Source organism: Planococcus sp. SE5232 (genome assembly GCF_050686535.1).
Classification (GTDB): Bacteria; Bacillota; Bacilli; order Bacillales_A; family Planococcaceae; genus Planococcus.
Genome location: NZ_JBOGCP010000004.1, coordinates 178,213 through 191,058, shown reverse-complemented (window position 1 = coordinate 191,058; position 12,846 = coordinate 178,213). Strand labels below are relative to the sequence as shown.

Annotated in this window: 14 protein-coding genes; 9 read left to right on the top strand and 5 right to left on the bottom strand. The window is 44.6% G+C overall.

Going from position 1 to position 12,846, the window contains the following annotated elements; genetic code table 11:
* The first annotated feature begins 138 nt into the window (after positions 1 to 138).
* A complete protein-coding gene (locus tag ACRC6Q_RS14425; RefSeq protein ID WP_431466884.1) occupies positions 139 to 834 on the top strand; it encodes a type 1 glutamine amidotransferase domain-containing protein in 696 nt (231 codons plus the stop codon).
* A 2-nt stretch (positions 835 to 836) separates the two neighbouring features.
* Here ACRC6Q_RS14425 and ACRC6Q_RS14420 read toward each other — a convergent pair whose 3' ends face one another.
* On the bottom strand, positions 837 to 1,718 hold the full coding sequence (locus ACRC6Q_RS14420; RefSeq protein WP_431466883.1) for a glycerophosphodiester phosphodiesterase family protein: 882 nt from the start codon (positions 1,716 to 1,718) through the stop codon (positions 837 to 839).
* Between the two features lie 178 nt (positions 1,719 to 1,896).
* Here ACRC6Q_RS14420 and ACRC6Q_RS14415 point away from each other — a divergent pair, with 178 nt between their 5' ends.
* The 7 genes from ACRC6Q_RS14415 to ACRC6Q_RS14385 all read left to right on the top strand — a co-directional run bounded on the left by ACRC6Q_RS14415 (position 1,897) and on the right by ACRC6Q_RS14385 (position 7,368).
* Entirely contained in the window at positions 1,897 to 2,967 is a 1,071-nt protein-coding gene (locus ACRC6Q_RS14415) for a type III polyketide synthase (RefSeq protein ID WP_223637266.1), read from the top strand.
* Positions 2,964 to 3,476: an isoprenylcysteine carboxyl methyltransferase family protein gene (locus ACRC6Q_RS14410; protein ID WP_223637264.1), complete on the top strand. Its 513-nt coding sequence runs from the start codon at positions 2,964 to 2,966 to the stop codon at positions 3,474 to 3,476. Before ACRC6Q_RS14415 ends, ACRC6Q_RS14410 begins: the two co-directional genes overlap by 4 nt.
* A gap of 95 nt (positions 3,477 to 3,571) precedes the next feature.
* Positions 3,572 to 3,853: a hypothetical protein gene (locus ACRC6Q_RS14405; protein WP_223637262.1), complete on the top strand. Its 282-nt coding sequence runs from the start codon at positions 3,572 to 3,574 to the stop codon at positions 3,851 to 3,853.
* A gap of 92 nt (positions 3,854 to 3,945) precedes the next feature.
* Complete coding sequence (locus ACRC6Q_RS14400; protein ID WP_223637260.1) at positions 3,946 to 5,037, top strand: AI-2E family transporter; 1,092 nt, start codon at positions 3,946 to 3,948, stop codon at positions 5,035 to 5,037.
* Positions 5,038 to 5,152: 115 nt separating this feature from the next.
* The gene (locus ACRC6Q_RS14395) at positions 5,153 to 5,941 is read left to right on the top strand and encodes a transporter substrate-binding domain-containing protein (RefSeq protein ID WP_431466882.1); all 789 of its coding nucleotides are present in this window, start codon (positions 5,153 to 5,155) and stop codon (positions 5,939 to 5,941) included.
* 57 nt (positions 5,942 to 5,998) lie between these two features.
* Entirely contained in the window at positions 5,999 to 6,643 is a 645-nt protein-coding gene (locus ACRC6Q_RS14390; RefSeq protein WP_431466881.1) for an amino acid ABC transporter permease, read from the top strand.
* Positions 6,640 to 7,368: an amino acid ABC transporter ATP-binding protein gene (locus ACRC6Q_RS14385; protein ID WP_298832842.1), complete on the top strand. Its 729-nt coding sequence runs from the start codon at positions 6,640 to 6,642 to the stop codon at positions 7,366 to 7,368. Before ACRC6Q_RS14390 ends, ACRC6Q_RS14385 begins: the two co-directional genes overlap by 4 nt.
* Before the next feature lie 214 nt (positions 7,369 to 7,582).
* Here ACRC6Q_RS14385 and ACRC6Q_RS14380 read toward each other — a convergent pair whose 3' ends face one another.
* The 3 genes from ACRC6Q_RS14380 to ACRC6Q_RS14370 form a co-directional block, all read right to left on the bottom strand.
* On the bottom strand, positions 7,583 to 8,407 hold the full coding sequence (locus ACRC6Q_RS14380) for a transporter substrate-binding domain-containing protein (RefSeq protein ID WP_431466880.1): 825 nt from the start codon (positions 8,405 to 8,407) through the stop codon (positions 7,583 to 7,585).
* Positions 8,408 to 8,653: 246 nt separating this feature from the next.
* Complete coding sequence (locus ACRC6Q_RS14375) at positions 8,654 to 9,094, bottom strand: peptidylprolyl isomerase (RefSeq protein ID WP_146558378.1); 441 nt, start codon at positions 9,092 to 9,094, stop codon at positions 8,654 to 8,656.
* Between the two features lie 77 nt (positions 9,095 to 9,171).
* Positions 9,172 to 9,963 (bottom strand): SDR family oxidoreductase, encoded by a 792-nt coding sequence (locus ACRC6Q_RS14370; RefSeq protein WP_223637694.1) that lies wholly within the window; start codon positions 9,961 to 9,963, stop codon positions 9,172 to 9,174.
* 158 nt (positions 9,964 to 10,121) lie between these two features.
* On the opposite strand from ACRC6Q_RS14370, the gene ACRC6Q_RS14365 reads away from it, so the two are divergent.
* Positions 10,122 to 11,108 (top strand): NAD(P)/FAD-dependent oxidoreductase, encoded by a 987-nt coding sequence (locus tag ACRC6Q_RS14365; protein ID WP_431466879.1) that lies wholly within the window; start codon positions 10,122 to 10,124, stop codon positions 11,106 to 11,108.
* 45 nt (positions 11,109 to 11,153) lie between these two features.
* On the opposite strand, the gene ACRC6Q_RS14360 is transcribed toward ACRC6Q_RS14365, so the two are convergent.
* On the bottom strand, positions 11,154 to 12,653 hold the full coding sequence (locus tag ACRC6Q_RS14360) for a BCCT family transporter (RefSeq protein ID WP_223637248.1): 1,500 nt from the start codon (positions 12,651 to 12,653) through the stop codon (positions 11,154 to 11,156).
* Between the last annotated feature and the right edge of the window lie 193 nt (positions 12,654 to 12,846).

Genomic DNA, 12,846 nt, shown 5'->3' with positions numbered 1-12,846 from the left:
TACCACACGATAAAGTAAAAAGTAACAATAAAATGTTATATAAAATAAGTAAATGATGCGTTTTGGGAGAGTGAGTAATTTTCTGGAGTAAAGGGAATAAAAAAGAAATAAGTAAATCCGACGTGGAAGGAGACAGCTATGAAAAAAATACTGATTGTTGTGACAAATGAAGCTGTAGTTGGAGCAAGAGGGAGGAAAACCGGCCTTTGGCTGAGGGAGCTGACCGATTTTTATCATGAAATCAAGGATGATTTTAAAGTGGATATTATCAGTACCACTTCCAGCCGCGTTCCAATTGATCCGCTCAGTTTGATGGAAGCGGTTGCCCATAAGCAAACACGCCATTACTATATGGATGATGAACTGATGAGCAAACTGAAAAAGCCGCTTACCCCAGAACAGGTTAAAGGGCGGGATTATGCGGCCATTTACTTTGCAGGAGGCCATGGAACGATGGTCGATTTTCCGAATCACTCAGGCTTGAAGCAATTGACAGCGTCCATTTATGAAAGGGGCGGTGTGGTGGCGGCTGTCTGCCATGGACCAAGTGCTCTGCAGAATATCCAGTTGTCCGATGGCCGAAACCTGTTGGCTGGCCATGTCGTGACTGGATTTTCAGATTTGGAAGAAAAAATAATGGGGATGTACAGTGATATTCCCTTTTCACTGGAACAGGCGCTGAGAGATCAGGGAACCTTATTTCAAATAGCACAGCTGCCATTCACGGCTTGCGTTATCGAATCAGGACGTTTAGTTACAGGGCAGAACCCGGCTTCAGCAAGCCTTGTCGGGAAAAAAGTAAAAGAACTATTAAAAGAAGTGAACCCGGCTTAGACTCAGCCGGGTTCGTTTACTTTCATTTTCTTTTCTGCGTAGTCCATGAATTGCAGTGAATAGTTTGTTTGAATCAGGGTGATGCCTCGGTCTATAAACCAGCCCCAGCCTTTATCGGGATCTAAAAGGGAAAGGGAATCCGAGCGCCGGGCATTTTCAGCGAAATCAAGTGCGTTGCCCCATAAATTCGTTTGGTCTTTGAGTTTGGAGATGATCTCGTCGGACAATACTACGTCGTCCTCTGTATAAAAAAGGAGTTCTATCGCTGTTGGAGAAACAGTCTCCAGCAGCAACTCAAGTTGATGAAGGTTCTTATCGCTCAGCTTATGCATATAAGACATGTTTCGCGGATTGGAATCAAAAAAGGCGGTTAGCTGTTCAACCGGTTTATCGCTCTTTAACATGAAATGATCAAACAAATCATGCTGTTCGACCAAAGCATAAAGTTCATGCCGTAAATCCCAAGCCTTATCTGCATTGATCATGGCTTTTCCTTTGATCAATGGAAGAACTTCGAGAAGTGTGGGCACTTGTTCTTTGGTGATTTTTGCGTTGGGTCCGCCATTCAATTCTTTTAAAGATAATTGTTTTATTTCTTTTAATGTCAGTTGCTCTATTTCTCCCGAGCCATTCGTCGTCCGGTCAACGGTGCTGTCGTGCATGAGAACAATCTGGCCGTCTTTGGTCAATTGCATGTCCAATTCGATTAAATAAATAGTATGGTCTATACAGTTTTGAATAGCGGGAAGTGAGTTTTCGGGAGCCGGATTCCACAGGCCGCGATGGGCGACGGGAGTCAGGGGATGCTGCTTTTCCTGTAAAGCTTTAAAGAAATCATCGTAACTGTTTAATTGCCATCCGAGTAGCTGTCGATTAACCGCCATAAGCTTCCTCCTTCCCTTCACTTTTAAGTATACAAGGTTCGGGTGAATAAGTTTATCGGGAAGCTCGGCAGGGTAATTTTGGAATATTCATGTCAGCTGCAGTAGTAAGGGCGAGCATTTCAAGGTATAGCGCTAGAGGGAAAGAATAGGGAATTACGATACAGAGGAGGAAATGCCGATGTCCATGATTCGAAAAGTAGTTACGGAAAATGCTCCTTACTACGTGGGTCAAAAAGAAATTGTCAGTGTGGTCCGGAATTTATTCGGCGGTCAGTACACAGACATTGAAAGGCTTTTAAAGGTATTTGGAAACGGCCAGATTGAAGGCCGTTACTTTGCTGCTCCTTTAGACTGGTTTGAAGAAGAGCGGGGATTGGAAGAAAAGAATCGGCTTTATGTAGAGGAGGCAGTGAAAATGGGCAGCCTCGCCGTATCCCGCTGTCTGGAAGAAGCACAGGTGGATAAAGAGGACGTAGATGCTTTCATTTTTGTATCAAGTTCGGGAATGGCTACGCCGACTATTGATGCCCGGATCATGAATATCCTGCAGATGCCGCAGCACGTGAAGCGCATTCCCTTATGGGGGCTTGGCTGTGCAGGGGGCGCGTCAGGCATCAGCCGTGCGGACGACTATTGCCGTGCTTACCCGGAAGCGGTTGTGGTAGTACTTTGTCTGGAACTCTGCAGTTTAACCTTTCAGCGCTCTGATACCTCAAAAAGCAATTTGATCGGAACTTCCCTGTTTGCAGACGGCGCCGCCTGTGCCTTGGTTACAGGAGACGGCGTACGTTTGCCCGGAGAAGGATTTCATATTAAGGAAACACAATCAACGTTGATGCGGGACTCTGAAGACGTCATGGGATGGGATGTCAAAGATGAAGGGCTGCATGTAGTTTTTTCGCGTGATATCCCAAAAATCATCGAAAAATGGCTGAAGCCCAATGTAGATCTCTTTTTAGGGAAAATCTCAAGAACGTCTTCAGATATTACCCACTTCATTGCTCATCCCGGGGGCAAGAAGGTGTTGTCAGCCTATGAGAAATCACTTGGCTTATCAACTGGAAAAACGGCTATCTCACGAGCGGTGCTCGCGAAGTACGGCAATATGTCTTCGCCCACAGTGCTTTATGTACTAAAGGATTTCATGGAAAAGAAACCGCGGCAGGGGGAAGAGGGCTTGCTTACCGCTTTAGGTCCGGGTTTCAGTTCGGAAATGCTGTGGCTGGAGTGGGGAGAATCCGTGTTATGACATTCTTCTATCTGTTGACGAGCTTTGTCATATTGCAGCGCCTATTGGAAGTAGCCTATGCGCGTTCCAACGAAAAAGCCATGAGAAGACTAGGGGCAATCGAAGTTGGTGCCGGGCATTATAAATGGATCGTTTTGCTTCATGTGCTTTTCTTCCTGTCCCTGGTCGTAGAAGTGTGGTCATCAGAAGGAGGTCTTGGAGCCGGTTGGCAAGTTTTTTTGGTGATTTTCGCCATTTCACAGGTCTTGCGAATTTGGGCTTTATCGTCACTTGGCCGCTTTTGGAACACTAAAATCCTGGTCCTTCCTGGAGCGGAAAAAGTGAAGAAGGGACCTTATCGCTGGCTGCCACATCCCAATTACCTTGTTGTGGCTTTAGAGATAGCCGCATTGCCGCTTGTCTTCGGAGCATGGCGAACAGCTTTGATCTTCAGTATTGCAAATGCGCTCCTGCTTCTCCTTGTCCGCATTCCGGCGGAAGAAAAAGCTTTGCAGCAACTAAAATCCTGAAACATAAAAAAAATAAGCAGACCTAGTTAAAAAATCATATATAGGGTATACAAAGAAGAGTGAAAGAAAACCATGTAATTTTTGGAGGGATTCGGATGAAAAAATCAACAATGAATACGCTTATTGGCAGCGCGCTCGCAGCAGCCTCAGGAATTTTTGTTTATAAAGCGTATCAGGAAAAAAACACAGTAAGTGTAAAAGAAGATACGGATATGCGCAACAGTAAAAAAGTGGACGAACGTGAAAGTGTCGAAGCGCTGGAAGATTCTGCGGAGCAAGGCTTGTCTCAGCTGGATTCCGCTTATCGAGATGAATGGCAGGCAAACGCATTCCCACAAACCCATAAAGAAATGAAGGAACTTGAAGAAGATAAATAAAAGGATGACAGCAAGCGAAAGCAAAGCTCCTATTTGCTTTCGCTTTTTTTGTGCGCTGGATTTATTGTGGTAATAAGAAAGGTGGAATAAGTATGTGGATTAAAAAACCATTTTTTGAATATACGACGGCAGTTTTGCTCGTTGCAGTCACTTTGTTTTTCCTGGGGAAAATCGATTATTTTTTTGAACCCCTGCAGGTCGTTGTTGCAACTATTTTTGCGCCTATTCTATTGGGAGGCCTTCTCTATTATCTGTTGCGGCCACTCGTGAAATGGCTGATGCGCTATGTACCCAAAATTGCTGGAATCGGAATCGTCTTTACTGTCATTATCTTACTGTTATCCATTTTACTTTATTTTTTCGGACCGGTTATCGCCAATCAAGTCGAAAGCTTAGCGAATCTGGCTCCAGAAACAGTTGAAGAAGTGACCGAGGAATCAAACAATTTCCTGTCTGATTTTCAATTGGGAGGAGTAACAGGGCCGGAAATAAGGGACTGGGCTTTGAACTATCTGGAAAACCTTTCAGAAGGTTTGCTGAATAATGTAATGAACATTTTAGGGATGGTTGTGAATATCGCCATTGTGCTGATCGTCGTCCCTTTTGTTTTGTTCTTTCTATTGAAGGATGATGAAAAGTTCATTCCTCATTTAATAAAGTATTTACCGGAAGAACACAAGCCCGAGGGCAAAAAATTATTGAAAGATGTCGACCAGACACTTTCTTCGTTCATTGTGGGCCAGGCGATTGTCGCGGCTGTAGTGGGCGTGTTGATGTACATCGGGTATCTGATCATCGGACTGGATTATGCCTTAAGCTTAGCCATCTTTGCCATGTTCTTGATCATTGTGCCTTTTTTAGGTCCGCTCATCGGAATTATTCCAGCTCTTTTTGTTGCGTTGATGAGTGGAGACATGTGGATGGCGGTAAAAGTGGTTCTGGTATTGCTGGTCGTCCAGCAGCTTGAAGGAAACTTAGTCACTCCCAACATCATGGGCAACCGCTTGAATATTCATCCACTGACGATTATCCTGTTGCTGATGATAGCAGGTGCTCTATACGGCTTTATCGGAATTTTAATTGCGATTCCAACCTATGCGGTAGTTAAAACATTGGTTCATAATTTCCGTTTGTTCATTCGCCTTCGCAAAAAAAGGGAAGTGGCCAGAAAAGAGGTTAATTAGTACTGGTCCATTTCGCAGAATGTTGGTTATTTTCTATCAAAGGTTCTGGGATTGAGAAAATTATGATATATTATTACTTAGATTGACTGATGAAAGAAAACAAGGGGGAAATAAAATGAAGAAGTGGAGTCTTTTAGCACTATTGATCGCCATGATGCTCGTGATTGCTGCCTGTGGATCCGACGAAAGTGAAGAAGGTACGACAGGCGGTGACGGCGGCACTGAAGGGGAAACATATACGGTAGGAATCGATACCACCTATCCACCTTTCGAATTTGAAGTGGACGGCGAATATACAGGAATCGATATTGATTTGATCAAAGCGATTGCTGAAAATCAGGGATTCGAAATTGAATTCAGCCCGATGGATTTTGGGGGGATCATTCCAGCTTTGCAGGCAGGCCAATTGGATGTTGCAATTGCGGGTATGAGTATTACAGAAGAACGCAAAGAAGTGGTTGATTTTTCCGATCCTTATTTTGATGCAGGATTGTCTTTGGTAGTAGCTGAAAGCAATAATGACATTACGGCTCTGGAAGACCTCGAAGGCAAGACAGTAGCTGTTAAGAGCGGAACGACAGGAGCGCAATTTGCCCGTGACAATGAAGCTGAATATGGTTATACGATTGCTCAATTTGAAGACAGCCCATCGATGTTCCAGGAAGTGTCAAACGGCAATGCTGATGTATTGCTGGAAGATTATCCGGTCATCGCCTATGCAATTGCGGAAAGTGGACTTGATTTGAAAACAGTGGGCGAACGTTTAACTGGAGATCAGTACGGAATTGCCGTGTTGAAAGGTGAAAACGCAGAACTTCTTGAACAAATCAATGCAGGCCTTGAGGAATTGCGGGCCAGCGGAGAATATGATGAAATTTTGGCGAAGTATATCGCAGCTGAATAAAAATGGATGCAGCGCGCAGAAGCGCGCTGCATTTTTTGATGCAAAGGGGATGTGGATATGGATACAATTATCAATGCTTTACCGTACTTAATGGAAGGGCTGCAAGTCACATTATACATTTTCGCCATTGCCATCGTCATTGGCTTTCTGATTGGCTTGGTCGTCGCGCTGTTCAGGTTGGCACCGTTGAAGATCCTGAATTGGATCGCAAAAATCTTTGTTGATGCCATTCGGGGAACGCCATTTATCGTTCAGCTGTTCTTTATCTATTTCGGCTTGAATTCATTGGATTTCATCTCTTTGGATAATACTACTGCTGGAATTGTGACAGTGGCGATTAACGCGGGTGCCTACTTCTCGGAGATTATCCGTGCGGGCATTCAGTCGATCGATAAAGGGCAGACAGAAGCGGCGCGTTCACTGGGATTGAATTCGACGCAGAATATGCGCTACATCATTTTGCCGCAGGCCTTCAGAAGAATGTTGCCGACCATCACCAATCAGGCGATCATTTCATTGAAGGATACATCTCTGCTATCGGTCATCGGAGTTGCGGATTTGACACAGGAAGGCCGGATACAAGCCAGTGCCACGTTTGATGCTTTTAATGTGTACTTGATCTTAGGGGTCATTTACTTTGTCGTCATATACTTGCTCTCCATGCTGGCGAGCTTTGTAGAAAGGAAGTTTGTTTTAAGATGACTATGATCAGAGTGGAAAACTTAAAAAAATCATTCGGCGATTTGGAAGTCATAAAAGATATGAGCACGGTCGTGGAAGAAAAAGAAGTCATTTGCGTCATCGGGCCATCGGGATCAGGTAAAAGCACCTTTCTTCGCTGCTTGAACCGTTTGGAAGAAATTACGGGAGGGCATGTCTATATCGAAGGGGTCGACATCACCAATCCCAAAATAGACATCAACAAAATTCGCCAGGACGTCGGCATGGTGTTCCAGCAATTCAATTTGTTTCCTCATAAATCGGTGTTGGAAAACGTTATCCTCGCACCGATGAAAGTGAAGAAAAGCGACAGAAAAGCCAGCGAGAAAAAGGCGTACGAGCTATTGGATAAAGTTGGATTGAGGGAGAAGGCGAAAGCTTACCCAGGCGAGCTTTCCGGAGGCCAGAAACAGCGCGTCGCCATTGCGCGCGCGCTTGCGATGGATCCGAAAATCATGCTCTTCGATGAGCCGACTTCTGCGCTCGATCCCGAAATGGTGGGGGATGTACTGGATGTCATGAAGCAACTGGCGCGTGAAGGCATGACCATGGTCGTCGTAACACATGAGATGGGGTTCGCTGCTGAAATGGGCGACCGTGTCCTGTTTATCGATGGTGGGTATATTGTAGAAGAGAACGTGCCGAAGGAATTGTTCGGCAATCCGCAGCACGAGCGGACAAAAGCGTTTTTGAGCAAAGTCTTATAGAAAATGCGCCTGCGGGCGTATTTTTTTTGGTTTTTTTCTTGTGGATCGTATTTGGCTTGTTGTGGATCGTATTTCAAGGCCAATGGATCGTATTTAATCTGCTACGGATCGTATTTCCGGATCTATGGGTCGCGGCGCTTGAAAGACGCCGCACGAAACCCGTCCCGAAGATAGATTCAGGGCGGGTTCAGTTGATTTTTCAAACTCTTTTTTATCAAGGGATATAGTACTTGTTAAGTATTTCGTCGTATTCACCGTTGTCACGCAGTTCCTGAAGGCCAGCGTTGATTTGTTCAAGCAATTCATCATTTTCTCCTTTTAGTACAGCGATGCCGTATTGTTCGGTAGTCAATCGCTCTTCCACAATTTTAATTTCCGAGTCTTTTGTGCTGATCGCATAAGCAATTACGGGATAATCTTCCACGACAGCATCTAAATAGCCATTTTCCATTTCCGCGAACATGGTGGGGCTTTCGTCGAAGCTCGATATCCGATAACCGAATTCTTCGCGGTTGTCGTAAAGAAACTTAGAGCCGGTAGTTCCATTTTTTACGCCTACTACTTCTCCTTCCAAATCCTCCAGTGAGTTGATTTCCGTATTGTCTACAGGGACGGCAAGAGCTAATCCAGCATCAAAATAAGGGTCTGAAAAATCCACAATTTCTTGTCTTTCCTCTGTAATGCTCATTCCGGCAATCGCGATGTCCAAATCTCCGGCTTCCAAGGCGGGGATGATTTCATCGAAATTCATTGGATTGTACTCAACTTCAAATCCCTGGAGTTCCGCAATCGCATTCATCAATTCAATATCAATTCCTGTGTATTCACCGCCAGTTTGAAATTCAAATGGTGCGTACGAGGTATCAATTCCCACGGCATACGGCTGATCATCAGAGCTCATCGTTCCTTCTTCGTTTTCGACTGTTTGTTCTTCGCCGGCAGACCCACTTTCTTCTTCAGGTTGTTCACTTTCCTGCGTGCATGCAGCAACAATAATCAGCAAAGCCAGAAGCAGCAGCAAGAAACTGAATTTCTTCACTTTACCCACTCCTTTATCTAATAAATTTTATACATTCAATATATCACTTATTTGATGTAATAACATTTAATTGACTTAATTTTCGGAATTTTTTCTGGGAAGTTTTTCATTCTTTTCATCCTTTCATTGGATGCTGAAACTACGGCTGAACTTACATCCAATTGGAATAAAAGTATGGTTTTTTATTAAAACTAAATAAAAAAACCGATCTGGAATTCAATCCAGATCGGTCATACTTAGTTATGTTTATTCTTCGTCAAAGACGTGAACTTTTGTCATTTTGTCGCCATTGCTCATCGCTTTGGCAGTTTCAAGTCCTGAAGTCACTTGACCGAAAACTGTGTGGACGCCATCAAGATGCGGTTGTGGTGCATGAACGATAAAGAATTGGCTTGAGCCCGTGTCTTTGCCGGCATGTGCCATTGATAAGCTTCCTGCTTGGTGCTTATGCGGGTTGCCTTCAGTTTCGCATTTGATTGTTTTGCCGCTGCCGCCAGCACCAGTGCCGGTTGGGTCGCCGCCTTGGCTTACGAAGCCAGGAATTACGCGGTGGAATGTTACGTCGTTATAGAAGCCAGAGTTTGCAAGCTCCTCAAAGTTTGCAACTGTGTTGGGTGCTTCGTTCGGGAAAAGTTCGAATTCGATGATTTCGCCGTTTTCCATGTGGATGTGTCCTTTTTTCGCCATTCTAAAACATCTCCTTTATAATTGGTTCATTTCCCAGTATATCGATTTTTGAGGTGGCTGTATAATCATTTGGCATATTATAAAGCTTTTAATGAACCGCCTTCTATGACAAGAGATTGGCCGGTCATAAATGAGTTGGCAGCTGAAGCCAGGAAAACGACGATTTTGGCGAATTCCTCAGGCTCACCATAGCGGCCGGCCGGAATGGCAGACTTGCTTTTTTCAGTAATCTGTTCGACCGGGATACCCTGTTTGTCTGCTGCAATCCCATCCAGTTCTGCTACGCGCTCGGTGGCAAAACGGCCGGGTCCCACTGTGTTGACGAGGATATTGTCGCCGGCGACTTCACGCGCCAGCGTCTTCGCGAAGCCGACCATTCCTGCACGGAGTGTGTTGGAAAGGATCAGGCCGTCAATCACTTCTTTAACTGAAGAAGAAGAGACGTTGATAATGCGTCCGAATTGCTGTTTCTTCATATAGGGAAGGACGGCGCGGGAGGTGCGGATATAGCTGAGCAGGTTCTGGTCAAATGCTTTATACCAGTCGGCATCTTCGATTGCATCAAATCCGCCGGCTTTCGGGCCGCCGGTGTTATTGATCAAAACATCAATCCGTCCGAATTGATCGGCAACGAATTGAACAAGTCTCTGGATGTCATCTTCTTTGGAGATATCGCAAACATGGGAAAACACTTGCTGATTTCCTGAAACCTCTTTAATTTCAGCGGCAGTTTCGTCAAGGGTCTGCTGATTGCGGCTCGAAATGATGACCGTCGCCCCTTCTTTTGCGAACTCGAGTGCTGTCGCTTTGCCAAGGCCTTTACTTGAAGCCATAACGATCACTACTTTTTCATTGATTCCTAAATCCACTGCACTCATCCTTTCTTGTGTCTCCAACTTTCAGTTTAAGGATAGGAAACAGATAATTCAAACTTTTATTTTTTTAAATTTCCGTCATAAGTCCAATGGCGTGAATCCAGGGTAAATATGATAGGATATAGTTACTGATTAGATTAGGAGTGTTATAAATGGAAGAACGCGAAGTTTTTGATATTACAATTATTGGCGGCGGGCCAACTGGCCTGTTTGCTTCCTTTTACGGTGGTATGCGCAAAATGAAAGTGAAGATTTTGGACAGCTTGCCACAGCTTGGTGGTCAATTGACAGAGCTGTATCCGGATAAATTCATTTACGATGTAGGCGGATTCCCGAAAGTATTGGCGAAAGACCTTGTGGATAATCTCGTACAGCAGGCAAAGTATGGAGACCCGGAAATTTGCCTCGAAGAAACTGTAACCGCTGCTGAACGCCACGGGGACCATTTCGTGATCCAGACAGATAAAGGCTTGCATTACACAAAGGCGATTCTGTTGACTGCCGGTGTTGGTGCATTCCAGCCGCGTAAACTTGCAGTTGATGGCTGTGAAGTTTTCGAAGGCAAAACGCTTCATTACGGCGTGAAGGATTTGACTGTCTTCAGCGATAAAAAAGTGGTTGTTTTAGGCGGAGGCGATTCAGCGGTTGACTGGGCGATGATGCTTGAAAACGTAGCCTCCCAGGTGACGTTGAGCCACCGCCGAGACAAAATGACTGCCCATGAGGCGAATATCGATGTCTTGATGGATTCTAAAGTGGAAGTGAAAAAACCTTACGGCGTGAAAGAGCTGGTTGGTGAAAACGGCCAGATCAGTGAGCTTGTGCTGATGGACAAAGAAGGCAATGAAGAACGCCTTGACGTGGATCATGTCATCGTCAACTATGGCAATATCACTTCTCTCGGAGCTATCAAAGAATGGGGCTTGGAGATGGATAAAAACTCGGTGATTGTAAATTCCAAAATGGAAACAAGTATTCCTGGCATTTATGCAGCGGGTGACATTGCCACATACGAAGGCAAAGTCAAACTGATTGCGGTAGGTTTCGGTGAAGCGCCGACAGCCATCAACAATGCTAAATCCTATTTGGATCCGAAATCGAAAGTTCAGCCATTGCATAGTACCAGCGTCTTTAAATAATATTAAAAAAAGATCCGGCACATTTTTTATGTGCCGGATCTTTTTTTAACGTCTTCTCTCCTTTTTCGCCAATGGATCAAGGGAGGCGGCCTTGAGGAAGGAGACGCCCATCAAGATGATGACGACCGAAAAGGGCAGAGCTGCAATAATCAGCGAATTCTGCAATCCTTGTGTCCCGCCCGTATAGATGACGATGGCGGCAACGGCTGATTGGATAAGACCCCAAGTGATTTTCACCAGATTCGGGGGGTTCAACATACCGCCAGTTGTCTGCATGCCAAGTACGAACGTAGCAGAATCGGCAGAAGTGATGAAAAAGATGGCAATTACAAACAACGTGATAATGGATAATAGAGTTCCGAGTGGATAATACTGCAGAACACCGAATGTAGCTGTCTCAAAAGTATATTCGGAAATTTTAGCAATGTTATTTTGTTCAAGATTCAATGCAGAGACGCCAAAGACCGCGAAAAAGATGAAACACACTAATGAAGGGACCAGCAGAACCCCGAGCATGAACTCTTTGACTGTTCGTCCACGGGAAATGCGGGCGATGAAAATACCGACAAAAGGTGCCCATGAAATCCACCAGGCCCAATAGAACACAGTCCAACCATCGACCCAGGCGCGACGTTCTTCATTGATTGGTTCCAGGTTAAAGCTCATGGAAAAGAAATTGGTCATATATCCGCCGATCGCATCAGCGAACGAATTGAAAATATAAAGTGTCGGTCCAACGATCAATAAGAGCACCAACAGAACAAAAGCAAGGGCCATATTAATGTTACTTAAGTATTTGATGCCGCGTCCGATGCCGGATGAGGCGGAAACGATAAAAAGAACCGTAGCCACAGCAAGAATCAGCATTTGGAAAGCAAAGTTGTTTGGTGTACCGAATAGAAAGGAGATGCCTTCATTCATTTGGGCAGATCCAAATCCAAGTGTCGAAGCGACGCCGATGACTGTTGCAAAAACAGCCAATGTATCAATCAGTTTTCCAAGTGGACCAGCCATCAGTTTTTTGCCGAATAAAGGAATGAGAGTGGCGCTGATCAATCCGGGTGCATCGTTATGGAATTTGAAGTAAGCCAAAACCAATGCAACAATTCCATAAACCGCCCATGCATGCAGTCCCCAATGGAAAAATGAGAATTGCATCGCTTCCTGAATCGCCTGATCGGACCCCAATTCAGATTTGGGAGCATTGATGAATGCATGGGATATCGGTTCGGCTGTTGTCCAGAAAACAAGGCCCATTCCCATTCCGGCACTGAACAGCATCGCAAACCATGAGATGAGTGAAAACTCCGGTTTGTCTCCGGGTTTCCCCAATTTTAAATTGGAAAATCTGGAGAAAATCAGGTATACACAAAAAACCAAGATCAGGAATACCGTGAGAAGATAATACCAGCCAAATGTGCTGGAGATGGCTGAAGTCAGAGCGCCGGTCTGTGACTTGAAGTTTTCTGGTGAAACCAGCCCCCAGGCTACCATGCCTATACATATTGATAATGAAGTCCAAAAAACTACCGTGACATTTTTCAAGTGGTTTCCCCCTCTATTTATTTTCTTTAAATAACATTCTAATATTCCCTGATTTACAAGAGGTAAACGGTTTAAATTCGACTTCTTCCAAGTTTGAAAAGATTCGGCGCCTTAATTAACAGTTTTATTACAGCCTGTAACAAAAGCTCGTTATGTGTCATTAAATTGTTATCTTCCGTCTGACGTTCTGTCA